The organism is Mariniplasma anaerobium, assembly GCF_016865445.1.
Lineage (GTDB): Bacteria > Bacillota_I > Bacilli_A > Acholeplasmatales > Acholeplasmataceae > Mariniplasma > Mariniplasma anaerobium.
This window is the reverse complement of record NZ_AP024412.1, coordinates 516789-540107: the sequence shown is the minus strand read 5'-3', so window position 1 is coordinate 540107 and position 23319 is coordinate 516789. Positions and strand designations below refer to the sequence as shown.

Sequence of the window (23319 nt, the reverse complement as noted above, 5' to 3'; positions counted from 1 at the left end):
AAACTCACCTATATTTCAATCCTTTTTTCATTCTTCTGTCAGCATCTTTTTCTTTTAGACTTTGACGTTTATCATAATCTCTCTTACCTTTTGCAAGACCTATCTCCATTTTTGCTAAACCCTCTTTTAAATAAACCTTTAAAGGAATAACTGAATAGCCTTGTTCTCTGGTTTTACTAAAAAGTTTTAGTATCTCATTTTTATGTAATAATATTTTTCTAGTTCTCGTCTCTTCATGATTATATCTACTTGAATAGTCATATTTTGCGATATGCATATTGATCACATATGCTTCATTATCTCTAAAAGTAACGTAGCTATCACTAAGATTAATTTTGCCAAGACGAATCGATTTAATTTCACTGCCCATAAGTTTTAAACCAGCTTCATAAGTTTCTTCAATGAAATAGTCATGTCTGGCTTTCTTATTTTGACTGATAACCTTCATAAAACACTACCTTCTTGTCTTCTTTTTTGTTTTCTTTTTATCGATGATTCCAAAATCCATCTTTTTCTCTAATAAATCTACACTTAAGAGTTCAACTTTAATTGGATCTCCTAATCTATATTTCTTACCGCGTCTACCAATAAATGTTAATAAACTTTCATTATACATATAATAATCATCAAGTTCTCTTAACGGTACAAATCCTTCAATCCCATTATCAAGTTTAACAAACATACCACTAGGCATCATTTGAGAAATGATTGCTTTAAAATATGTTCCAACTTTATCATTCATGAATTCACAACTCTTAAGTTTCGCGACATCACGTTCCATTTGAACAGCTTTTCTTTCCTGATCAGATGTATGTTTTGCAATATCTGGCATCACTGCATTATAATGATATAATTGCTTTTTCACATCATTGGCTTCACCTAATACAAATAAGTGAATCATTCGATGGAGCATTAAATCAGGATATCTTCTAATTGGAGATGTAAAATGTGCATAATAAGTAGCACCTAAGCCATAATGAATATCCTTTTGAGCAGAATATTTAGCTTTTTGCATCGCACGTAACAACAACATATGAACAACATAACTATATGGTGTATCAAGTGTTTTTTTAGTTAATGCTTGTAATGGTTCTGGTTTGCCTAAATTTTTCATATTAACGGCAAATCCTAATCTTGAAACCATTTGAAGCGCATTTTTAAGCTTAACTAAATCTGGTTTCTCATGAATTCTATAAAGTGCTGGTAGCTCTGATTTATACATATGATACGCAACAGTTTCATTTGCAATCAACATAAATGATTCAATCAATTCTTCTGCATCATCAGTTGTTCTTTGATAGACACTAGTAACTTTACCGTTTTTATCAATTTTAAATCCTAATTCACTACTTTCAAATTCAATTTCACCACGTTTTTTACGAATAATCTTTAATTTATTTGATAATTCATTCATATTGGTAAGCATATCTTCAATAGGTTTATCACTTAGAGATTTACCATCATTTAAAAACTTATTAACCTCATCATAATTCATGCGTCTATCACTTTTAATAAACGTTTTTTGAATTTTATAATCAATAACTTTACCTGTATCATCCAATGTCATCATACAAGATAATGTCAACTTGATTTCATTTGGATTTAGGGAGCATTTATCATTTGATAATAAATGTGGAAGCATTGGAATCACTCGGTCAGCTAAATATGCAGAAGTTGATCTAGCATAAGCTTCAATATCTAAAAATGATCCACTTTTTACATAATGACTCACATCAGCTATATGAACACCGATATGATACAAATTATCTTTATACGTTAAACTAATCGCATCATCTAAATCTTTAGCATCTTTGCCATCAATTGTGATGATTAGATCTTTTGTTAAATCAACTCTTTGTTTCATCTCTTCTTTCATATCAATATCGATATCTTTCAAAGACTCCATGACCTCAGGACTAAATTTTTCAGGCCATTGATATTGATTGACAATCTTTAATGTTGATATATCAGGATCATTTATATGTCCGATAACCTTCTTCACACATGCATAAACACAATCCTTGTCAATTGATTCTACTTCAAGTAAAACAACATGACCAGAAACAAGTCCTTGATATTCATCAACGACTAATCTTTTTTCGATAAATGTTTCAGGCTCAAAAAACAAGCCTTTTTTATGCTTCTTAACAGTTGCAATTAAAACTTTTAATGCTCTCTCAACTACTAAAACAACTTTTGGCTCAACATCTTCTTTAACCAAAACGATATCATCGTGCATAGCATCAGACAGATTTTGATATTCAATATAGACATCTTTTAGTTCTTGTCTTAAAAAACCAAATTTTTTCTTTCTGTCTAATCTACCAATCAAAATATCATGATTTAGCATATAATATGGTTCCTCATAAATTAAATAAGCATAGTCATCTAAATTTATTTCTCCCACTTCATCTTTATGTAATTTTCTTGTTTGTTGCTTGTAAAACTCTAAATATAAATTTTCCATAGTTTACCTCACTCATATTATATCATATTTTAACATTTAACATACGTTCATTTTTGCGTTGAAATATGGGTTTTTCAATTCCTTATAAAAAACAAAAAGTGCGTTAAGTAAACCTTAAACGCACTTTTTTTCATATAGATTTTAACTTATTTTTTTAAATTGTAAAATGAATCTAATCCTCTGTATTGTGCAACTGGTCCTAATTGATCTTCAATTCTAAGTAATTGATTATACTTAGCGATTCTATCAGTTCTTGAAGCACTACCAGTCTTAATTTGACCAGCGTTTGTAGCAACAGCGATATCAGCAATTGTTGTATCTTCTGTTTCACCTGAACGATGTGAGACAACAGCAGTATAACCTGCACGTTTAGCCATTTCAATCGCATCAAATGTTTCAGTTAATGTACCAATTTGATTCACTTTAATTAAAATAGAGTTTGCAATATTTTCTTTGATACCTCTAGATAATTTTTCAGTGTTAGTTACAAATAAGTCATCACCAACTAATTGGATTTTTTTACCTAATTTTTCAGTTAGATAAACCCAACCTTCCCAATCATTTTCATCAAGTCCATCTTCAATTGAAAGGATTGGATATTTACTAACTAGTTCTTCGTAGAAATGAGTTAATTCTTTAGCATTAAATTCTTTTCCACCTTCACCAGCTAAAACATATTTCTTAGTTTCTTTATTATAAAATTCACTTGAAGCAACATCCATACCTAAGAAGATTTCTTCTCCAGCTTTGTATCCTGCTTTTTTGATTGCTTCCATAATAACTTGTAAAGCTTCTTCGTTAGATCCTAAGTTAGGTGCAAACCCACCTTCATCACCAACACCAGTATTATATCCTTTAGCTGTTAAAACTTTCTTCAAGTTATGGAATACTTCAGCTCCCATACGAAGTGCTTCTCTAAAAGTTTTAGCACCTACTGGAAGAATCATAAATTCTTGGAAATCTACATTATTATCAGCATGTGATCCACCATTAATGATGTTCATCATTGGTACTGGTAATTGTTTAGTATTAAATCCTCCAAGATATTGATATAATTCAACACCTAAAAAATCTGCTGCAGCTCTTGCTACTGCCATAGAAACACCTAAGATTGCATTAGCACCAAATTTAGATTTGTTTTTAGTACCGTCTAATTCAATCATCATTAAATCTATTGCAACTTGATTTGTTACATCAAATCCAACTAATTCAGGTGCAATCAATTCATTAACATTTGCTACTGCTTTTAATACACCTTTTCCTAGATAACGGTTCTTATCTCCGTCTCTTAATTCAACTGCTTCGTGTTCGCCTGTTGATGCTCCTGATGGAACAATCGCACGTCCGAATGCACCAGAGTCAGTAAAAACTTCTACTTCAACAGTAGGATTCCCACGTGAGTCTAATACTTCGCGTGCATAAATATCGCTTATAAATGGCATAATATCACTCCTTTATATAGTTTTTGCCTTGTTCGTTTACATATTCATTATACACAATAATTATAATTAAATAAAGCATTCTAATTAATAAAAACGTTTACTTACTGTGCTTATACGCATAATAAACACTTATAATGAAAAATACAATATCTATTATGTTATTTACTTTGAAAAATAGTGAATTTAATGGATTTAAAAAATTAAAAAATGGAAGTGGATTCAAAACCTCAATAACTAAGTTAAAATCAATTGTTCCAGTAAATAAATAGATCAATCCTACATTTGATGTAACATTCATTAAATAGTATGCAAATACAAAAGATACAACACTAATAATGCTAAAAATAATATGTGGACTTGAACTAGCTTGCTTGATTCTTTTTGCAGTTAATGAAGCCAAAATGATCAACATTAACCAAGTTAAAGAAATATTAAATGAATATGCGATTAATAATTGTAAAGAGCCAATTAACAAACCACCAACGATAGCCATAAAAAATCCTTGTTTAATGACATCAATAAGATCATATTTATTATACGGTTCTTGAAATTGTTGCTGAATGCTCATGCAATATCTCCATTCTTTCTTCTATATCTATTTTAACAAATATATTTGTATTTATAAACCATATAGCATACGATGGTAAATTATGGTAAATCTAAGTTTTTTAACTAAAATATAAAAGATGCTTCATGTTTGGACACAAAGCATCTTTTTTAGATTTAAAGTTCTAAATATTTTATTTTAGGTTTCAACATTAAAAACACAATGGTTACAACACTTCCCTTTACTAAATTAAAAGGAATATAGGCAGTTAAAACAAAGGTTAGATAAGAATTAAATGTATAAAACGAATCTTCTATAAAAGTAAATGCCCAAAAATGAACCCTTCCACTTTCAGAAAGTGCAATGGGTGGTAATGTTAAAAACAATGGTGTTGCTACAAAGAAATTAAGTGTTGTCAAAACAATAGTTAATACAATTGAAATGACTGCAGTATAAACGATATACTCTTTTAACATGGTTTTTTTATGATCAATAGCAACTTCATACATAAGTGGTTTAGATTTATCTCTTAACATTTTTTTTACAATATTAAAAGCAAATATAATCGAAAATGATGCAAACATCGCCATCATTTCCCCAACTAAATCAGCTGGTTCAAACCCTCTAAATAATCTCCTAGCTATGGTTCTTAATAAAACAACCATAATTGTTTCTTTGTTCCCCAAAACCAGTAATGCTACTAATATAGCAACTTCACTGAAATCTATTTTAAGAAAAGAAAACGGTGGAAACCAAGGAATTTCAATCAGTGCTAATACAATAGACACCGCAGCAAGTGATACAACATACAACATTTTTTTTAAACGCAAGTAATTTGACATTTTTTTGACCTCCATAATAAAATAAAATCGCCAAATTACTTCGGCGATAAAAGACGTCAAAAAAGACAAATCTTCTTCCATCCAGACTTTACTGTCGGTACTTGAATTTCACAAGTTCAACCCATTTGGGTTCGCGGACTTTACCGCCGGTCCCGAATTACACGGTGCCCCGAAGTATTTATTTACTCTTATATTTTAACATAATTTATTTTTAAATCAATATAAATGAGCTCTTGGAAACGTTTTACAATCAAGTTTTTTAACTTATTGTTGTTTTTTTAGTATAATAGATATGTAAACAATCGTTAGATGAAGGAGTTTAATATGAATAAAAAATTTGCAGCACTTATTATTATGGATGGTTATGGTATTGCCGAACCAAGTGATTCAAATGCAGTTACACTTGCTAAAAAACCTTTTTTAGATAAATTATTTAGCCAATATCCGAAAAACACATTAGAGGCAAGCGGTGAAGCCGTAGGACTTCCTGAAGGCCAAATGGGCAATAGTGAAGTTGGACATTTAAATTTAGGGGCAGGTAGAGTTGTCTATCAGTCTTTAACAAGAATTAATGTAGCTATTAAAGATGGTTCATTTTATAAAAACAAAGCTTTCTTAGATGCTATAAAGCACGTTAAAAAACATAATTCTAAATTACATATCATGGGTTTAGTTTCAGATGGTGGCGTACATTCTTATCCAACACACATTAAAGCATTACATGACCTAGCTTTAAAAAATGGTATAACACCTTATATGCATGCTTTCATGGATGGTAGAGATACACCTCAAGAAGGTGGATATGGTTATTTAAAAGATTTAATGGATTATGGTATAAAGATTGCTACTGTATCAGGTCGTTATTATGCAATGGATAGAGATAACAACTGGGATCGTTTGCAAAAAGCATATGATAATATGGTTTTAGGTACAGGGAAATTATACGAAAATGCATTAGATGGTATCAAAGCATCTTATAAAGAAGATGTTACTGATGAATTTATTATTCCATTTTTAGTAGATAAAAAAGGTCTTATTGAAGACCATGATGCAGTTTTATTTGCTAACTTTAGACCAGATAGAGCAATTAGAATGTCTGTCGCTTTAACAAATCCAGAAGGAACAAAATTATTTGTTACTCCAGGTAAACCCACTTTTGATATGTCTCATCCATTAAAAGATATCTTCTTAGTTTCTATGATGCATTATCATGAAGCAGTCAAAGGCCCTCTAGCTTATGATCTTCAAAAATTAGATAATATTTATGGCGAAGTTATCGCAAATGCAGGATTGAAACAATTAAGAATTGCGGAAACAGAAAAATATGCGCACGTCACTTTCTTCTTTGATGGTGGTAGCGAAAGAGAATTTAAAGGTGCAACTAGAATTTTAGTTGAATCTCCAAAAGTAGCAACTTATGATCTTAAGCCTGAAATGAGTGCTTTTGAGATTAAAGATAAAGCTGTTGAAGCTATTAAATCAGGTAAGTTTGATACGATGATTCTAAACTTTGCGAATCCTGATATGGTTGGTCATACAGGTTCAATTCCAGCAGCTGTTAAAGCTGTTGAAACGGTTGATCAATGTACTAAAGAAGTTGTTGAAGCTATTTTATCAATTGGCGGAGTCGCTATTGTTATAGCAGATCATGGAAATGCTGAAAAGATGAGATCTGAAGATGGACAACCTCATACAGCACATACAACAAATTTAGTTCCAGTTATAATTACCGAAAAAGGTATTAAAGTTAATCATGGTGCCCTATGTGATGTTGCACCAACATTACTTGATATTTTAGGCGTTAAAAAACCTAAAGAAATGACGGGTCACAGTTTAATTATTAAATAAATATAAATATATAGCAAAAAGACGAATAGTTAAATCTATTCGTCTTTTTTATTAATATCAATAACTTTCAAGATATATCCAATTTCTTCTACTTTTTTTAAAAGTTGATTTAAAGTTACAGTCTTTCCATCATAAACAATTTTTATATATTTATGGATGACATCATACTTAAAATGTGTGATTCCTTGTCTGTATAATACATGTTCAATTGCTGTTACACATCCTGCTGGATAATTATCGTTGCATTTCAGGTATGCAGTTGACATTTCATACACTCCCTACATCATTTTTTGTATGTAATATTCAATGATAGCTTGTGTCCCTTTCTCATTAAATCCCTTATCAGATAAAACTTGATAAGCTTTTGTAACTGTTTCTAAAACTTTTAAATCTAGATTTTCTTTTTCATCCATTGCAAGTTTTAAATCTTTTAAATAGTGTTTAATAAAAAAACCTGGCTTATAATCTTTATCAATCATTTTTCTTCCATTAAATTGAGCTTGCCATGAACTTGCTGAACCACCTACAATAACATTAAGCATACTATCTAAATCTAAATTCTTGCTTTTTGCAAGCGTTAAACCTTCAGCAATCCCTATGATATTACCTGCAATTACTGTTTGATTAACTAGTTTTGCATACATACCAGAACCAGCTTGTCCCATATAAGTAACCGTCTTTCCCATCACTTGAAATAAAGGAAGTACTTTTTTATATGTGTCTATGTCTCCACCAACCATAATCGATAAATTACCATTGATTGCGCCTAAATCTCCACCTGTAACAGGAGCATCTAAAATATATAAATCTTTAGCTGTACCTTTTTTATATATTTCTTTTGCAAGTGTTGGTGATGATGTTGTCATATCAACACAAATGGTCTTTGGATTTGCTTCTTCTAATATCGTATCATAAACATCTTTCACATCTTGAGGAAATCCTACGATCGTAAAAATAATATCTACATCTTTAATAATCTTTTTTATATCATCACAAAATATGAGATCAGGTTCTAAAGCTTTAGCTTTAGATGCTGTTCTATTATATGCATAAACTGTGTGACCGGCTTTTCTAACATGTTTTGCCATTGGAGCTCCCATCACACCTGTACCAATCCATAATACTTTCAATTTAAAACAACTCCTTATTTAGTCTTTTTATTTAACCATTTAATAATATCTTTTCTAACTAATTCTTGATCAAGATCATTTAAAATTTCATGATATGATTCTGGATAAGTGATGATTTCTTTATCTTCTACAGGAACTAGATTATATAATCTCTTGCTAAATTCAACAGGTACAATCTTATCTGCTTCACCATGTAAGAATAAAACTGGTGTTTGATAAGATTTAATATGTCTATTTAAATATCTAACACCACTTACCATCATATTTCCAGCTAGAGAAAAATAAAAGTTCTTTAAATTAAGTGGATCATTTTCATAAGCTTCTTCTACAGCTTTTATTCTTGATAATTGGCCATCAGAAAAGTCATTCTTTTTAGATAAAAAGCCTAACCATTTATACCCAATTATTCTAAAAGGTAGGACATCTTTAACAAAATAAGATGCTGCCGCACTAGAAATAATACCATCTACGTCATGATAAGTAACACCATACATATTTACAATTGTTCCACCCATAGAGTGTCCCAGAATAAACAACTTTTTAGGATTTAATTTTTTCTCCATTTCTACTAGAACATGAAGATCATCAATTGGTTGATGAAAAGATTTAAGTTTACCACGTTTACCTTGACTTTGGCCATGCCCTCTAATATCATATCTAACAACTGTATAAGATGCATCATTTAATGCTTTAGTCAACGCATCATATCTCCCACTATGCTCTGCAATACCATGTGTAATAATAACGGTTGCTTTTGCATTTTCAACTTCATCACGTTTAACGTGAAATAATATACCATTTATTAACATTTTATCCACTCCTTTGACTTTATTATACAACAAAGAAAGCGTTTTACTTATTTTTATAATAAATAAAATAAAATTTATGTACATTCTATTTTAAATATTAAAATATGATGTATAATTAGATTGTAAATTCGATTTTGGGAGATAAACATGAAAAAAACTAGTTTGTACGAACACCACCTAAAGTTAAACTCAAAAATGATTGAGTATGCAGGTTATTTAATGCCTGTCTATTATCAAGGCATACAATCAGAACACCACAGCGTTCGAACACATATGGGTGTTTTTGACGTTTCACACATGGGTGAATTTTTAATTGAGGGTAAAGATGCCCTAACATTTGTTAATTATTTAGTGTCAAATATCATTGTTGATGATTTAAGTAAAGTCACTTATACACTTCTCTTAAATGAACAAGGATATCCACTTGATGATTTATTAGTTTATGTAATTGGCAAAGAAAATATATTACTTGTTGTTAATGCAGGTAATAAAGAAAAAGATTTTGATTGGGTTTCATCAAAAGTTGATGGTTTTGATTGTGTAGCTAGAGATATTTCTGATAATTTTTCTCAAATTGCAATCCAAGGACCAAAGACTCAAGATATTATCGATAAGATTCTTGATGCGACTGTTTCAGATTTATCTTTTATGCATTATAAGGTTGTTCCTTACAAAGAAGGTCATGTGATTGTATCTAGAACTGGATATACTGGTGAAGATGGATTTGAAATATATGGATATCACAATTTTATTATTGATCTATGGAATGACTCACTTGCTCTTGATGTTACACCTTGTGGTCTAGGTGCAAGAGATACCTTGAGATTTCAAGCAAATCTTCCATTATATGGTCAGGAAATTAGTGAGACAATCACACCTTATGAAGCCGGTTTAGGATTTGCGGTTAAATTAGATAAAATGAATTTCATTGGAAAAGAGGCTTGCATTAAACATAAGGAAGAAAAAACTAGAAAATTAGTTGGGTTTGAACTTCTAGAAAAAAATATTCCTAGACATGATTATGAAGTCTATAAAGATGAAAAACTTATTGGGCATGTAACAACTGGTTATTTACTGGCAGGATTTGAAAAACCAATTGGTCTAGCTTTAATTGAAAAAGAATACGGAAAGCTTGGTACTGAAATATCTATCAAGATAAGAAATAAAATGGTGCCTGCGAGCATTAGAGATAAAAAATTTTATACAAAAAACTATAAAAAATTAGGAGGCTTTTAAGATGATTAAAAAAGGGTTATTATATGCGAAATCGCATGAATGGTTGAATGTAGATGGAAAAACTGCAACGGTTGGTATCTCTGATCATGCACAAGATAATCTTGGGGATGTCGTTTTTATTGAATTACCTCAAGTTGGTCAAACAATAAAAAAAGGAGAAAGTTTTGGAGCAGTTGAATCTGTAAAAGCTGCATCTGACATGTATCTACCTATATCTGGAAAAATCTTAGAAGTAAATAGTGCACTAGAAAACACACCAGAATTATTAAATTCAGACCCTTATGGAAGTTGGATTGTAAAACTTGAAATCTTAGATGAAAAAGAGTTGGATAGTTTATTAAAAGATTCTGAATATAAAGAAGAAGACTAAAAGCATGCATAAATATTTACCCCACACACAAAATGATATAAATGAGATGCTTGAAAAAATTCAAGCATCTTCTATTGATGATCTATTTTGCTCTATTCCAGAGGCATTAAGATTAAAAAAAGATTATCATGTCCCTAGTCAATTAGGGGATTGGGAATTAACCAAACATATGCAAGAACTTGCAAATCAAAATAAAGAACTTTTAATCTTTAGAGGTGCAGGTAGTTATGATCACTATACACCAAGTGCTGTTAAGGCGCTTGTTTCTCGTCAAGAATTTTTAACTTCTTATACTCCTTATCAACCTGAGGTTGCTCAAGGGACACTACAATATATTTTTGAATATCAATCCATGGTTTGTGAATTAACAGGCATGGATGTTTCAAATGCATCTATGTATGATGGTGCTACTTCTACAGCTGAAGCTATGTTTATGGCTTATGCTCAAACTAAAAAGTCAGATATTTTAGTTAGTTCAACGATGAATCCTAAGATTATTGATGTCATTAAAACCTATGCTAGATATAGAAATATAAATGTAATTCTAATTCCAAGTATTGATGGTGTAACTGACCAAGCATTCATAAAAGAAAATATTAAAGATAAAATGGGTGTGATTGTTTCAAATCCTAATTATTTTGGTATCATAGAAGATTATCAAAATCTTGGAGAAATCATTCATCAAGAAGATGCCTTGTTTATTCTAAATCAAGAAGGTCAATCTTTAGCTTTATTAAAAACACCTGGTGAACTTGATGCAGATATTGCTTGTGGAGACTTACAAGCATTAGGCGTTCCTTTATCATTTGGTGGTGCTTATATTGGGTATTTAGCAACTAAACAAAAACTTGTTAGAAAAATGCCTGGACGTATTTGCGGTATTACAACTGATGTTGATGGTAAACGAGCTTTTGTATTAACGCTTCAAGCTAGAGAACAACACATTAGACGTGCTAAAGCAAATTCTAATATTTGTTCAAATCAATCTTTAAATGCATTATTTGTGACTATATATCTATCATTAGTCGGTAAAAATGGATTTAAATTATTCGCATCAGAATCTTTAAATGGTGCACATTATTTATATAAGAACTTATTAGAAACTAAAAAATTTGAAATTGTATATAACCAACCTTTCTTTAAAGAATTTGTTTTAAAAGCAAGCTTTGATGTCAAAGCTTTTGATACATATTTAATAGATCATGGTATTTTAGGTCCTCTTCATATAGGGGATAATAACTTATTATTTGCAGTCACAGAAAAAAGAACTCAAGAAGAAATTGATCTACTTGTTGAAATGGTGGTGAACTTCAAATGACAAAACTTTATGATACTTTGATTTTTGATTTATCTAGAAAAGATAGAATTGGATACCAATACCAACCTAAACATTTAAAAGAAATTCATCTACCTGCTCACTTATTAAGAGAAACATCAGCCGAACTTCCTGAAGTTTCAGAATTTGATGTAGTTAGACATTATACAAATGTCAGTCAAAAAAACTTTGGTGTTGAAACAGGATTTTATCCTCTTGGATCTTGTACGATGAAATACAATCCTAAAATTAATGATGAACTTGCAACTTTAAATGGATTTGCTAACATTCATCCTCTACAACCAGATTCTACAACACAAGGTCTATTAAAGATTTATTATGAAACACAAGAAATCTTATCAGAAATATCTGGATTAAAAGCTTATTCTCTTAATCCTTTTGCAGGTGCACATGGTGAACTTGCAGGTTTAATGATTATTAAAGCTTATCATGAAAAACATAATGATTTAAAGAGAACTAAAATTATAGTTCCTGATTCAGCTCATGGCACAAACCCAGCAAGTGCAACTGTTTGTGGTTTTGAAGTTGTAGAGATTAAATCAAATCCTGATGGAACAGTAAATGTTGAAGCTTTAAAAGAAGTCTTATCAGACGAAATTGCTGGACTTATGCTAACCAATCCAAATACTGCAGGTATCTTTGAAAAAGACATATCAGAAATTTCTAAATTGGTTCATCAAGCCGGTGGTCTTCTATATTATGATGGTGCCAACTTAAACGCCTTGTTAGGACGTGCTAAACCTGGTGACATGGGCTTTGACATAACTCATATCAATCTTCACAAAACTTTTTCTACACCACATGGTGGTGGTGGTCCAGGATCTGGTCCAGTTGGTGTTTGTGAAAAATTAGTTGAATTCCTACCTAATCCTATTGTCGTTAAAAAAGGTGATGCATATGCCCTAGATCTTGCAAAAGATTCTATTGGCAGTTTAGGCATGTTTTATGGAAATGTCAGTGTTTATTTAAGAGCTTATGTTTACTTAAGAACACTAGGAAAAGAAAACTTAAAGGATATTGGTGGACTTGCAGTCTTAAACGCAAACTATATCAAAGATTCCTTAAAAGATCTTTATGAACTTCCTATCCAAGGACATTGTATGCATGAATTTGTTTTTGATGGATTAAAAGATAAATCAACAGGTGTTAAAACACTTGATATCGCTAAACGATTACTTGATTATGGATATCATGCACCTACCATTTACTTTCCTTTAATCTTCCATCAATCTATGATGATTGAACCAACTGAAGTCGAATCAAAAGATACACTTGATGCATTTATAAATATCATGAGAGTCGTAGCTAGGGAATCCATTTCAGATCCTGAAATTGTAAAAAATGCTCCACATAGTACTTTAGTTAGACGATTAGACGAAGTTAAAGCAGTTAAAAATCCAATCTTAAAATATAAAGATATTCACTAAAATAAAAAAAGATACCTATCATCTCAATTGATGAAGGTATCTTTTATTATCTTAAATTACATTTCCATTTCTCTTAAAACTTCTTTAGCAATAGCGTCATAAACTTTTCCCGCTTCTTCTTTTCCACTAAAGATATAAGATTTATCTAAAGGTTGTCCAATTGGTACTTGTCCAAAAACTTTAACACCTAGTCTTTTAGCAACAGAATCTCCGCCACCTTGACCAAATAAGAATTCCCTTTTTTGACTACATTCATTAAAGTAATAACTCATGTTTTCAACAACACCAATTACTTCATGTCCAATATTTTGTGCACCAATTCCTGCTTTAACAGCAATGTTACTCGCATTAATATGTGGTGTGGTAACAACCATTACTCTACTTTTTGGTACATAAGATTTAACATCTAATGCAACATCACCAGTTCCAGGTGGAAGATCAATTAATATCATATCAATATCTTCTTGCCATTTAACTCCATTAAAGAAATGTACGAGCATCTTACCTAACATAGGTCCTCTCCACATTAATGGTTTTTCTGGTGGCATAAAAAATTCAGTAGAAATTACTTGAATACCATCTTTTTCCAACGGAATCATTAGTTCATCTTTTGTAGCTTCTAACGGCTTAATGTCTAATTGTAAAACATTAGGTATACTTGGTCCATAAACATCTGCATCAATAATACCTATTTTTTTACCAGCTCTTATAAGTGCAGCTGCTAAATTTGCTGTAACTGTTGATTTACCAACGCCACCTTTACCTGAGGCAATTGCTAAATACTTAATTGCTTTTTCTCCTTCAGGTACAAATAAAGATTCAAAGAATACTATTTTTATTCCAGGAAATCCCAATTCGATTTTTACTAACTTAATAATTTCGATTTTCACTTGTTGTTCGAACTTAGTTTGGTCCTTTAAATAAATCTCAGCTTCTACAACTCCCGTTGGCCCAACTACAAGCTTTTTAACACCATTTACTTCACCAAGTGTTTTATTAAAACCTGGATCAATAATCGTTTCAATCTTCTTTTTTAATTCATCATATGTCGTCATATCATTCACCTCATAGATATTATAACAAATATTGAACAATAAATGTTAAAAAACAACTCTTAAACTTTAGTTTGACATCGTTTAAAAATAAGTTATAATTAAACTTATAAACCGAAAGTAGGAACAAAAATGAATATCCATTTTAGAAAACCCATCAAGGGAGAATATTTAGATATCACAAAAGCATCTGATGATATTTTTAGTCAAAAATTATTAGGTCCAGGATTTTTAGTAAAACCAAAAGATAAGCATATCTACTCACCAATTTGTGGTAAAATAAAAATGATATATCCTACTTTACATGCAATTGCAGTTTCTACTGAAAATCTTGATATATTAATACATGTTGGATTAACAGAAAAGATACGACATAAAGATTTATTTAATCTATATGTCAAATTAGGTGACACAGTATCAGAGGGAGATAAACTCTTATCACTTAATTTTGATTTTAGTGATTATCATGAAGATGATTATCAAATTCCAATAGTTTTTGTTCAAAAGCATACACTACAAATTTTAAGTGAATGTGAAGATTCAATAGAATTAGGTATTTTATAAAACAAGGGAGTGACACAAATTATGCTAAAAGGAATTATCGCAAATTCAGGATATGCAATTGGTAAGATTTTAAAAATCGATCAGCAAACCATTGACACATCCAAAGTCACTATTAAAAATATAGAAAATGAAATTTCATATCTCCATGAAGCCATAGAAAAAACAGTAGTTCAATTAGAACACTTAAAAAAAATAAACGCAAAAAAATTCGATGCTGAGACACTTGCAATCTTTGATGCACACATCACAATAGCTAGAGACCCAGAGGTTATTTCTCAAGTTGAAGATAAAATAAAAAGTGAATCTTGTAATCTAACTTATGCTATAAGATTTGTTGTAGATTCTATACTTGAACTATTTAAAGATATTCAAGACGAATACATTAGACAAAGAGCATCTGATCTTTTAGAAGTATCAGATCGCATCATAAAAAATCATTTAAACATTCAAATGATTGATATACAAAATATAGAACACAAAGTCATTTTAGCAGCACATGAAATTACAGCTTCTGAAGCTGCTCAAATCAATCCAAAATATATTTTAGGTATTATATCAGAGGCTGGTGGAAAAAACTCTCACAGCTCGATTATCGCTCGTTTATTAGGTATTCCAGCATTAGTAGGTGTTGATAACTTAATGGATACAGTAAATGATAAGGATCAAATCATACTTGATGCTGTTGATGGAAAACTTATACGATCTTATACAAAAGAAACTTTATTGCAATACAAAGATAAATATTTTAGTTTTCAATTAGAAAAACAAAAACTTAAATCAATTAAGACAGTTCGTTCAATTACAACGGATGGTATAGAAGTCGAACTACTCGCAAATATTGGATCTTCAAAAGATCTTACGCAAGCACTTGATCAAAATGCATATGGCGTAGGTTTATTTAGAACTGAAGTTTTATTTTTAGATCGTTATGAATTTCCTAGTGAAGAAGAACAATTTTTAGAATATAAAAAAGTGCTAGAATCTTTTAAAGACAAACCTGTAATTATTCGTACACTTGATGTAGGCGGAGATAAACTGCTTCCTTATTTAAAACTTCCTGCTGAAAGTAATCCAGCATTAGGTAATAGAGGTGCTAGACTATCTTTATCTCATTTAGATATTTTTAAAATCCAAATCAGAGCACTCTTAAGAGCAAGTCATTATGGATATTTAAAAGTTATGTTTCCGATGATTTCAACAAAAGATGAATTTATGAAACTACAAAAAATCGTTCATCAAGTTGAAAAAGAATTTAAAGAAAATAAAATTTTATATAAACCTTTTGAATTAGGTATAATGATTGAAATTCCATCAGCAGCAATTATTGCTGATCAACTTGCAAGTGTATGTGACTTCTTCTCTATTGGAACTAATGACTTAATTCAATATACATTTGCAGCTGATAGATTAAATGCAAATCTTGATTATTTAAATCAACCTTTTCATCCATCTATACTTAGATTAATTCATATGGTTACTAAAGCAGCAAAAGCTCATGGTAAAAAAACTTCTGTATGTGGTGAAATGGCATCTGATCCACTAGGCGCATGTCTATTGATTGGTTTAGGTGTTGATGAATTATCAATGACTTCTTCTTTGATACCTGGAGTTAAAAATAAAATATTACAACATAACCATAAACAATTAGTTTTATTAGCTGAAAAGCTTTTAGATGCACAAAATGAAAAAGAAGTCCTTAAAACACTTCAAAAAAAAATGTAAGAAAGGAAAATTACAATGGAGAAAAAACAATACAGTTTCTTTGATCCTCAAAATCCAATGTTCCTTAGTGTTGCAAGATGGATTGTAATTATAACGTCAGGATTCGCACTTCTTATTGGTATCATCGCACTTGGAAATGAGACTCCAAATAGTTTTGCATTAATTTTAGGATCTGTTTTATATTATTTTACTGGAATGATTTTTGTAAATATGTTATTTAATATAAGAGATATTAGAGTAAACACTCAAAAGACAAATGAATTATTAGAAAAACAAATGCATATAAACAAAAATGAGGCTGAATAAAAGCCTCATTTTTTTTACTAGTTATTTTACAATTAACCTTTCATTTGCGCAAATAAATCAGATACAATTTCATCATCACCGACAAATGGGAACATTCCAAGTAATTTAACTCTATTTTCTGACATATCTTCGTCAAAATAATGAGATTCCAAGATATCTATATAATGATTCACTAAATATGTTCTATCGATCATAAATTGATTATATGAAACTGTATCATATAATAAACCATAGTTAGATAAATTTAATACATCTTGAGTTAGCTCTTCTTCTGATATAGAGATTGATGTCATAGCTGTTGTATAGTCTTGAATAGAAATATCAGTCATAAAATCAGTTAACAGTTCTACTTCATCAAGATAAACTTCATCGTAACCATTTTCGTCAACAACTACTTGATTCCATCCATCAACGTCTAATAAGTTCCAAGTAAGTCGAATTTTGTCTCCAGGTATATAAGAGCCTTGTGAATAGCGTAGCGTAGGATTATACATACCATAACTTATAAAATTTTGTTGCATTTCTCCAGTAGCATCAAAAGTAACAGAATAAAATTTTTCATTTTCTGTATCCGTATAATTAAATCCTAATCCTTCTTCGGAGTTTGAAAACATGAATACATTTTGGCTAGATTTAACATAATATTGATAGAAGACTTCATCATCTTTTTTCATATTGACGTGCACATTGAGCATTTCGCCTGATTCACAAAAAGCATCATAATATCTATCATGTAACTCAAGTCTATCGCTTTGTTCATAATAATCTCGTACATATTCTAAATAAACATTTTCATTAACATAGTTTAAATAAATCATGTCAACACTAACAGAATAGTAATTGTTATATTCTGGGAGTGATTGATATCGATACGCTTCTATATATAACTTGTCTTCTTCACTTAGAACCTTTAGATAAACATTATAGTCGTCTAATTCTGCAGTACAAAAGCTGTCTTCTTTAAACTCATTACATACATCAATTGCTTCTTCATATTCACTAAGTAGCATAGTTTTAGTCATAATAAATTCAGAATCAACTTCATCAGGATTATATGGATAATCATATTCTAACGGTAACTCTTCTCTTGAATATTGCTCTTTTCCTGGTCCTATTACTGTAGAAAGCTTTTTATTTAAACGATTACTTAAGGGTTGATCAATTAAGGTCAATAATTTTGTTTTATAAAAATTAATCTTTTCCTTAATTTCTTGTGCTGTTTGAACAGATGTGTTATCAAAAATTGAATTTTCGTTTCCAATATCTACGCTAACTAAAGCACAACTTGATAACATGATTATAGTTACTATAATCATAAATGCAATACTTATTTTTTTCATATTCCCTCCAAAATTATGAAGAATATAGTTTCATAACTATTCTTTTATCTAAGCATTTTTTATATGTAAATTTGTCATTGTTTATAATGTATATATTTTACCAAACAAATTTAGAATTGTCTATATGTTATATCAATTTAAATATCTATTTATCAAAATAAAAAAAGCAGTCCATATTGATATATGAACTGCTTTTTATTAAATTTCTTTTTGCACATCTTTAAGTAATGTTTTCTTTTTTTTACGATATACATATAAATTAATAAATATTGAGAAAAACCCACCCGTCCATAAACTCATTGAAATATAAAATAAGTATGGAAACATATCTGATTGTTGAACAATCACAAGTAATAAAAACATTGGAAAAGAAATACCTAGTGATAATACTGTTGGTATAAAGATGTATTTCAGTTTTATCTTACTTAAAAGGTTACTTATAACAGGAATCCCAATAAGTGCAATAACAGTTGATGCATATAAAATAGGATCATCCATTAAACAGTTTTATCTTTCTTATTTTTAGTAAAAGCTTTTTTAAAATATGATTTGACACGTGTGAAAAATTTAGTTTGGTCATAACTTAAAATAGCGATCTTGTAAACCGGAGCAACAACATATAAAGCGCCAATTAAAACGATAACCATAACAACTAAAGCAATGATTGCTTCTAGTAAGCTCATAATACCCGATGCATAAGCGATTGGTGCAACCATCGGTGTGAATATTGGAACAAAAGCCATAGCTTTCATAAATCCATATCCTCCAGCAAGTGGCGCAAATATACCAATATAAAATCCACCTAGTAACATAAGCGTTAATGGTGATTGGAATTGTTGATAATCTTCTTGTGTTACAGCCATTGATGCAAATAGAGCTGCAATAACTAAATAAAATAATGTACCTACAATAACAAATAATAATGCAATGATTAATACTAATGGCCAATTTGGAAGTAGTTCACCTAAATATTTTAGTAAATGAACATCTACTCCTGATGGCACAACTGAGCCAGCAGATGCACTTACATTTCCTAGCAATGCCGCAATGCCTCCATAAACTAGTATTAAAGCTCCTTGTATCAATACAAATAAGATACTTGCAGATATTTTAGATAAAAAATGTATTTTAGCAGGAACACTTGCGATAATTGTTTCGATTGCTTTGGTTGATTTTTCTTCAATTATATCAACACCAACAAATTGTGTAGCCATCGTAATTAAAATAAATAATGGAAGTACCAGTATACTCATCAATGATGAGATAGCTGCTTCTTCTTCAGGATCTTCATAATCAGGTGCCAAGATAGTTTCAAAAACTGGGCTTTGATAATCATCAATTTGATAATTGATGATTAATAATTCTATTTGTCCCATGAATAAATAATTATTCTCAGGATATTTAGAATATATATCAATCACTGGGCTTGCTACACTACCTTTAATCACTAATGCAACATCAGAATCTTCTGCTTCCCAAAAAGCATCTTCATCAAAGCTTTGATTAACACTTTCTATTAAATAATAGTCATAGCCTTCATAAGGAAGATTTAAAGCTTCTTGTAAGTCAGTGTGAATTGTATTCATAGATGTTTCATTGTAAACATCTACATATATATTCGTAATTTGATCATCTTCGCTACCAAACCAACCGATAATTGTTGGCAGATTGACAATTGCAACAAACAATAATGCAATGACGATATTTGCGATTAAGAAGGACTTTCTGAAAACACGTTTTTTTAACCCATAGACAATTAAAAATTTAAATTTCTTCATGTGCGTGTCCTACCTTTGCTATAAATATTTCAGATAAAGATGGTTCTTCAACATCATATTTTTTAATATGATCACAAGTCTTAACATAATCAAAAACATCTTTACTAACAGATTCATCTTCAATTTTAACAACGATACCATTAGCATTTTCGATTACTTTAAACACACCTTTTATCGCTTCTAATTTTTCTATTTCTACATCACCAATAATACTAATGTTTAATTTTTTAAAGTCTTTTTTAACTTTATCAATACGTCCACTAATAATGGCTTCACCTTTTTCTAAAACGATAATTTCTTCACAAAAAGATTCAACATGGTCAAGTTGATGAGATGAAAAAACAACCATAGATCCTTGTTTTTGAAAATCTCTAACAACTTCCACAAATATTTCAGTATTAATTGGATCAAGTCCACTAAATGGTTCATCAAGAACTAAAAGTTTAGGGTTATTGATAATTGCTGATATGAATTGAATCTTTTGTTGATTACCTTTAGACAATTCTTTAATCTTTTTATTTTTATATTCAACAATATTAAAACGTCCTAACCAATAATCAAGGCGCTCTAATATGACTTTTGGTTCCATATCTTTTAATTGACCAAAATAAAGCATAAGCTCTTTAACTGTAACTTTTGTCAATAAGCTTCGCTCTTCAATCATATAGCCTATTTCATTGACATTATGATATCCAATTTTGCCACCATTATATAAGACTTCACCTTCTGTTGGTTCTAATAGACCCATAATCATTCTAAAGGTTGTCGTTTTACCTGCACCGTTGGTACCTAAAAGCCCAAAAATTTCTCCAGGTTTTATTGTAAATGTCAAATGATCTACAGCGACTAAACTACCATACATCATTTTAGCATTTTTAACTTCTAACATATTTGTCCCTCTTTTCTTTTATGCAAAATCTACTATATTATATCATATTTTCATGCTATAAAAAAGAAGGTTTCTAGATAGAGTTGGGTTTATTTTTATTATTATTTTTATTTAATTAAAATATGTAGATAATTCAATCTTTTTTTTAGATAGATTCTTTTATAATTTGCTTTATTGTCATATTTCTAGTCTTTTTTTTCGATTAAAAAAATAGAACTATAAGATTTCTTATAGTTCTACATTTATTATTTTAAACTACTCTTTAACTCTTTAGATATCATTGCTATAAATTCATCTAATGTAATAGTCGTTTGTTTTTGTTCACCATATTTACGATAAGTGACCAATCCTTCTTCTACTTCGTTATCCCCTAAAACAAGTGAATAAGGTATTTTTTGTGTTTGTGTTTCTCTAATCTTATAACCAAGTTTTTCTTCTCTTAAGTCACTTTCTACTCTAAAATACTTATATTTTAATGTATCATGTACTTTTTTAACATAATCCATATGAGCCTCTACATTAACAGGAATAATCTTAACTTGAACTGGTGCTAACCAGAAAGGGAATGCCCCTTTATATTCTTCTATTAAGTATGCTACAAAGCGTTCCATCGTAGAGACTATACCTCTATGAATGACTACTGGTCTTTGATCATTTTTACCATCTTCACCAACATAAGTTAGATCAAAACGTTCAGGAAGTAAGAAGTCTAATTGAATAGTTGATAGTGTTTCACTATTACCTAAAGCTGTTTTAACTTGAACATCTAATTTTGGACCATAAAATGCTGCTTCACCATATGCTTCGTAATATTCTATTCCAAATTCATCCAATGCTTCTTTTAACATCTTTTCTGCTTTATTCCACATTTCATCATTTGGGAAATACTTTTCAGTATCTAGTGGATCACGATAACTTAATCTAAATTTGTAATCAGTAATATTAAAGTCTTCATAAACAGTTAGAAGTAATTCCATTGTTCTTTTGAACTCATCTTTGATTTGATCAGGTCTAACAAATATATGTGCATCATTCAAAGTCATTTCTCTAACTCTTTGTAATCCTGATAATGCTCCACTTTTTTCATAACGATGCATCATGCCTAATTCAGCAATTCTTAAAGGAAGTTCTCTATAAGAATGAACATCATTTTTATAAAGTAACATATGATGTGGACAGTTCATTGGTCTAATGACTAGCATTTCACCATCGCCCATATCCATTGGAGGAAACATTGAATCTTGATAATGATCCCAGTGTCCTGATGTTTTATATAAATCTACATTGGCCAAAATAGGAGTATATACATGTAAATAACCTAAAGATATTTCAACATCTGTGATATATCTTTCAATGACTCTACGAATGGTTGCTCCTTTAGGTAACCAGAAAGGTAGACCTTGACCAGCTTCTTTAGAAATCATAAAGATATCTAATTCTTTACCTAATTTACGGTGATCTCTTAGCTTTCTTTCTTCTAATAATACTAAGTGTTCATCTAATGCTTTTTTACTAAAAAAGCTTGTGCCATAAATTCTAACTAACATTTTATTATTACTATTACCTCTCCAATATGCACCAGCTAGGTTTAATAATTTAAAATGTTTAATTTGTTTGGTATTTAAAACATGACCACCACGACAAAGATCAACAAAATCTCCTTGATGATAAACTGTTAATTGTTGATCTTTATAATCTTCAATAATTTCTAGTTTATATGGGTCGTTTTTAAAAATCTTTTTAGCTTGTTCATAAGAAACTTCTTCTCTTTTGATATCAAAAGCTGCTTCAGCTAATTTATGCATCTCTTTTTCGATTTTTAATAAATCTTCATCATTAATCTTTTCATCATTAAAATCTACATCATAATAAAAACCTTCTTCGATATAAGGTCCAACACCAAAACAAGCACCTGGATAAAGATTAGTAATGGCTTGAGCCATTAAATGTGCCGTTGAGTGATTGATAATATCTAAGGACTTTTCATCTTTTTCAGTTAAAATCGCTAATGTTCCATCTTCTAATAATTCTCTTGATAATTCTACATAAGCATCATTAAAAACAGCTGCTATAGCTTTTTTAGCTAAAGACATCGCGATACTTTGGGCAATCTCTAAAGGTGTAATGCCTTTTTCATACTCTTTTTTACTTCCATCTGGAAACTTAATTTGAATCATATAATTCACTCCTTTTTTTAATAAAAAAATCCCTAGA

22 protein-coding genes and 1 riboswitch are annotated in these 23319 nt (G+C 30.1%); of the genes, 8 read left to right on the top strand and 14 right to left on the bottom strand.

Annotated features, from left to right (window positions below; all coding sequences use genetic code 11):
• Positions 1 to 4 precede the first annotated feature (4 nt).
• The 5 genes from smpB to MPAN_RS02625 all read right to left on the bottom strand — a co-directional run bounded on the left by smpB (position 5) and on the right by MPAN_RS02625 (position 5298).
• Positions 5 to 448 carry an SsrA-binding protein SmpB gene (gene smpB, locus MPAN_RS02645; protein ID WP_176238468.1) on the bottom strand — a complete coding sequence of 148 codons (444 nt, stop codon included), beginning with the start codon at positions 446 to 448 and terminating at the stop codon, positions 5 to 7.
• A 6-nt stretch (positions 449 to 454) separates the two neighbouring features.
• Positions 455 to 2467: a ribonuclease R gene (gene rnr / locus MPAN_RS02640; RefSeq protein ID WP_176238467.1), complete on the bottom strand. Its 2013-nt coding sequence runs from the start codon at positions 2465 to 2467 to the stop codon at positions 455 to 457.
• A 146-nt stretch (positions 2468 to 2613) separates the two neighbouring features.
• Complete coding sequence (gene eno / locus MPAN_RS02635; protein ID WP_176238466.1) at positions 2614 to 3909, bottom strand: phosphopyruvate hydratase; 1296 nt, start codon at positions 3907 to 3909, stop codon at positions 2614 to 2616.
• Between the two features lie 97 nt (positions 3910 to 4006).
• Positions 4007 to 4477 (bottom strand): hypothetical protein, encoded by a 471-nt coding sequence (locus tag MPAN_RS02630; protein ID WP_176238465.1) that lies wholly within the window; start codon positions 4475 to 4477, stop codon positions 4007 to 4009.
• A 155-nt stretch (positions 4478 to 4632) separates the two neighbouring features.
• Positions 4633 to 5298, bottom strand: a complete 666-nt coding sequence (locus MPAN_RS02625) for an ECF transporter S component (protein WP_176238464.1) — start codon at positions 5296 to 5298, stop codon at positions 4633 to 4635.
• A gap of 65 nt (positions 5299 to 5363) precedes the next feature.
• Positions 5364 to 5479, bottom strand: a riboswitch (FMN riboswitch).
• Between the two features lie 143 nt (positions 5480 to 5622).
• On the opposite strand from MPAN_RS02625, the gene gpmI reads away from it, so the two are divergent.
• Positions 5623 to 7146 carry a 2,3-bisphosphoglycerate-independent phosphoglycerate mutase gene (gene gpmI, locus MPAN_RS02620; RefSeq protein WP_176238463.1) on the top strand — a complete coding sequence of 508 codons (1524 nt, stop codon included), beginning with the start codon at positions 5623 to 5625 and terminating at the stop codon, positions 7144 to 7146.
• A gap of 35 nt (positions 7147 to 7181) precedes the next feature.
• On the opposite strand, the gene MPAN_RS02615 is transcribed toward gpmI, so the two are convergent.
• The 3 genes from MPAN_RS02615 to MPAN_RS02605 are packed head-to-tail and all read right to left on the bottom strand — an operon-like array spanning position 7182 to position 9085.
• On the bottom strand, positions 7182 to 7412 hold the full coding sequence (locus MPAN_RS02615) for a heavy-metal-associated domain-containing protein (RefSeq protein WP_176238462.1): 231 nt from the start codon (positions 7410 to 7412) through the stop codon (positions 7182 to 7184).
• Between the two features lie 12 nt (positions 7413 to 7424).
• Positions 7425 to 8276, bottom strand: a complete 852-nt coding sequence (locus tag MPAN_RS02610; RefSeq protein ID WP_176238461.1) for an NAD(P)-dependent oxidoreductase — start codon at positions 8274 to 8276, stop codon at positions 7425 to 7427.
• 14 nt (positions 8277 to 8290) lie between these two features.
• Positions 8291 to 9085 (bottom strand): alpha/beta hydrolase, encoded by a 795-nt coding sequence (locus tag MPAN_RS02605; protein ID WP_176238460.1) that lies wholly within the window; start codon positions 9083 to 9085, stop codon positions 8291 to 8293.
• 147 nt (positions 9086 to 9232) lie between these two features.
• Between MPAN_RS02605 and gcvT the strand changes: the two genes are divergently transcribed.
• The 4 genes from gcvT to gcvPB are packed head-to-tail and all read left to right on the top strand — an operon-like array spanning position 9233 to position 13454.
• Positions 9233 to 10321: a glycine cleavage system aminomethyltransferase GcvT gene (gcvT, locus tag MPAN_RS02600; protein WP_176238459.1), complete on the top strand. Its 1089-nt coding sequence runs from the start codon at positions 9233 to 9235 to the stop codon at positions 10319 to 10321.
• A 1-nt stretch (position 10322) separates the two neighbouring features.
• The gene (gene gcvH, locus MPAN_RS02595) at positions 10323 to 10691 is read left to right on the top strand and encodes a glycine cleavage system protein GcvH (protein ID WP_176238458.1); all 369 of its coding nucleotides are present in this window, start codon (positions 10323 to 10325) and stop codon (positions 10689 to 10691) included.
• Between the two features lie 4 nt (positions 10692 to 10695).
• Entirely contained in the window at positions 10696 to 12009 is a 1314-nt protein-coding gene (gene gcvPA, locus MPAN_RS02590; protein ID WP_176238457.1) for an aminomethyl-transferring glycine dehydrogenase subunit GcvPA, read from the top strand.
• Positions 12006 to 13454, top strand: a complete 1449-nt coding sequence (gene gcvPB, locus MPAN_RS02585) for an aminomethyl-transferring glycine dehydrogenase subunit GcvPB (protein ID WP_176238456.1) — start codon at positions 12006 to 12008, stop codon at positions 13452 to 13454. Before gcvPA ends, gcvPB begins: the two co-directional genes overlap by 4 nt.
• 56 nt (positions 13455 to 13510) lie before the next feature.
• Here the strand turns inward: gcvPB and MPAN_RS02580 are convergent, their stop codons facing one another.
• Complete coding sequence (locus MPAN_RS02580; RefSeq protein ID WP_176238455.1) at positions 13511 to 14509, bottom strand: P-loop NTPase; 999 nt, start codon at positions 14507 to 14509, stop codon at positions 13511 to 13513.
• 129 nt (positions 14510 to 14638) lie between these two features.
• On the opposite strand from MPAN_RS02580, the gene MPAN_RS02575 reads away from it, so the two are divergent.
• The 3 genes from MPAN_RS02575 to MPAN_RS02565 are packed head-to-tail and all read left to right on the top strand — an operon-like array spanning position 14639 to position 17098.
• Positions 14639 to 15070 carry a PTS sugar transporter subunit IIA gene (locus tag MPAN_RS02575; protein WP_176238454.1) on the top strand — a complete coding sequence of 144 codons (432 nt, stop codon included), beginning with the start codon at positions 14639 to 14641 and terminating at the stop codon, positions 15068 to 15070.
• Between the two features lie 21 nt (positions 15071 to 15091).
• Positions 15092 to 16792 carry a phosphoenolpyruvate--protein phosphotransferase gene (gene ptsP / locus MPAN_RS02570; protein WP_176238453.1) on the top strand — a complete coding sequence of 567 codons (1701 nt, stop codon included), beginning with the start codon at positions 15092 to 15094 and terminating at the stop codon, positions 16790 to 16792.
• A 15-nt stretch (positions 16793 to 16807) separates the two neighbouring features.
• Positions 16808 to 17098 (top strand): hypothetical protein, encoded by a 291-nt coding sequence (locus tag MPAN_RS02565; protein WP_176238452.1) that lies wholly within the window; start codon positions 16808 to 16810, stop codon positions 17096 to 17098.
• 32 nt (positions 17099 to 17130) lie between these two features.
• Here the strand turns inward: MPAN_RS02565 and MPAN_RS02560 are convergent, their stop codons facing one another.
• From MPAN_RS02560 to thrS, 5 genes are all read right to left on the bottom strand, one after another.
• Positions 17131 to 18438: a hypothetical protein gene (locus MPAN_RS02560; RefSeq protein WP_176238451.1), complete on the bottom strand. Its 1308-nt coding sequence runs from the start codon at positions 18436 to 18438 to the stop codon at positions 17131 to 17133.
• Between the two features lie 198 nt (positions 18439 to 18636).
• Positions 18637 to 18936, bottom strand: a complete 300-nt coding sequence (locus MPAN_RS02555) for a hypothetical protein (protein ID WP_176238450.1) — start codon at positions 18934 to 18936, stop codon at positions 18637 to 18639.
• A complete protein-coding gene (locus tag MPAN_RS02550) occupies positions 18936 to 20216 on the bottom strand; it encodes an ABC transporter permease (protein WP_176238449.1) in 1281 nt (426 codons plus the stop codon). The genes MPAN_RS02555 and MPAN_RS02550 overlap by 1 nt, the downstream gene beginning before the upstream one ends.
• Positions 20203 to 21105 (bottom strand): ABC transporter ATP-binding protein, encoded by a 903-nt coding sequence (locus MPAN_RS02545; protein WP_176238448.1) that lies wholly within the window; start codon positions 21103 to 21105, stop codon positions 20203 to 20205. Before MPAN_RS02545 ends, MPAN_RS02550 begins: the two co-directional genes overlap by 14 nt.
• Before the next feature lie 245 nt (positions 21106 to 21350).
• Positions 21351 to 23282, bottom strand: a complete 1932-nt coding sequence (gene thrS, locus MPAN_RS02540; RefSeq protein ID WP_176238447.1) for a threonine--tRNA ligase — start codon at positions 23280 to 23282, stop codon at positions 21351 to 21353.
• Positions 23283 to 23319 lie beyond the last annotated feature (37 nt).

Bases quoted from the DNA above. Each gene is read 5' to 3' on its own strand.
- rnr (WP_176238467.1), bottom strand. From the start codon at position 2,467: ATGGAAAATTTATATTTAGAGTTTTACAAGCAACAAACAAGAAAATTA.
- MPAN_RS02550 (WP_176238449.1), bottom strand. From the start codon at position 20,216: ATGAAGAAATTTAAATTTTTAATTGTCTATGGGTTAAAAAAACGTGTT.
- gcvPA (WP_176238457.1), top strand. From the start codon at position 10,696: ATGCATAAATATTTACCCCACACACAAAATGATATAAATGAGATGCTT.
- MPAN_RS02580 (WP_176238455.1), bottom strand. From the start codon at position 14,509: ATGACGACATATGATGAATTAAAAAAGAAGATTGAAACGATTATTGAT.
- eno (WP_176238466.1), bottom strand. From the start codon at position 3,909: ATGCCATTTATAAGCGATATTTATGCACGCGAAGTATTAGACTCACGT.
- MPAN_RS02560 (WP_176238451.1), bottom strand. From the start codon at position 18,438: ATGAAAAAAATAAGTATTGCATTTATGATTATAGTAACTATAATCATG.
- MPAN_RS02625 (WP_176238464.1), bottom strand. From the start codon at position 5,298: ATGTCAAATTACTTGCGTTTAAAAAAAATGTTGTATGTTGTATCACTT.
- MPAN_RS02615 (WP_176238462.1), bottom strand. From the start codon at position 7,412: ATGTCAACTGCATACCTGAAATGCAACGATAATTATCCAGCAGGATGT.
- gcvPB (WP_176238456.1), top strand. From the start codon at position 12,006: ATGACAAAACTTTATGATACTTTGATTTTTGATTTATCTAGAAAAGAT.
- MPAN_RS02555 (WP_176238450.1), bottom strand. From the start codon at position 18,936: ATGGATGATCCTATTTTATATGCATCAACTGTTATTGCACTTATTGGG.
- MPAN_RS02605 (WP_176238460.1), bottom strand. From the start codon at position 9,085: ATGTTAATAAATGGTATATTATTTCACGTTAAACGTGATGAAGTTGAA.
- MPAN_RS02545 (WP_176238448.1), bottom strand. From the start codon at position 21,105: ATGTTAGAAGTTAAAAATGCTAAAATGATGTATGGTAGTTTAGTCGCT.
- gcvT (WP_176238459.1), top strand. From the start codon at position 9,233: ATGAAAAAAACTAGTTTGTACGAACACCACCTAAAGTTAAACTCAAAA.
- gcvH (WP_176238458.1), top strand. From the start codon at position 10,323: ATGATTAAAAAAGGGTTATTATATGCGAAATCGCATGAATGGTTGAAT.
- MPAN_RS02575 (WP_176238454.1), top strand. From the start codon at position 14,639: ATGAATATCCATTTTAGAAAACCCATCAAGGGAGAATATTTAGATATC.
- MPAN_RS02565 (WP_176238452.1), top strand. From the start codon at position 16,808: ATGGAGAAAAAACAATACAGTTTCTTTGATCCTCAAAATCCAATGTTC.
- smpB (WP_176238468.1), bottom strand. From the start codon at position 448: ATGAAGGTTATCAGTCAAAATAAGAAAGCCAGACATGACTATTTCATT.
- MPAN_RS02630 (WP_176238465.1), bottom strand. From the start codon at position 4,477: ATGAGCATTCAGCAACAATTTCAAGAACCGTATAATAAATATGATCTT.
- ptsP (WP_176238453.1), top strand. From the start codon at position 15,092: ATGCTAAAAGGAATTATCGCAAATTCAGGATATGCAATTGGTAAGATT.
- gpmI (WP_176238463.1), top strand. From the start codon at position 5,623: ATGAATAAAAAATTTGCAGCACTTATTATTATGGATGGTTATGGTATT.
- thrS (WP_176238447.1), bottom strand. From the start codon at position 23,282: ATGATTCAAATTAAGTTTCCAGATGGAAGTAAAAAAGAGTATGAAAAA.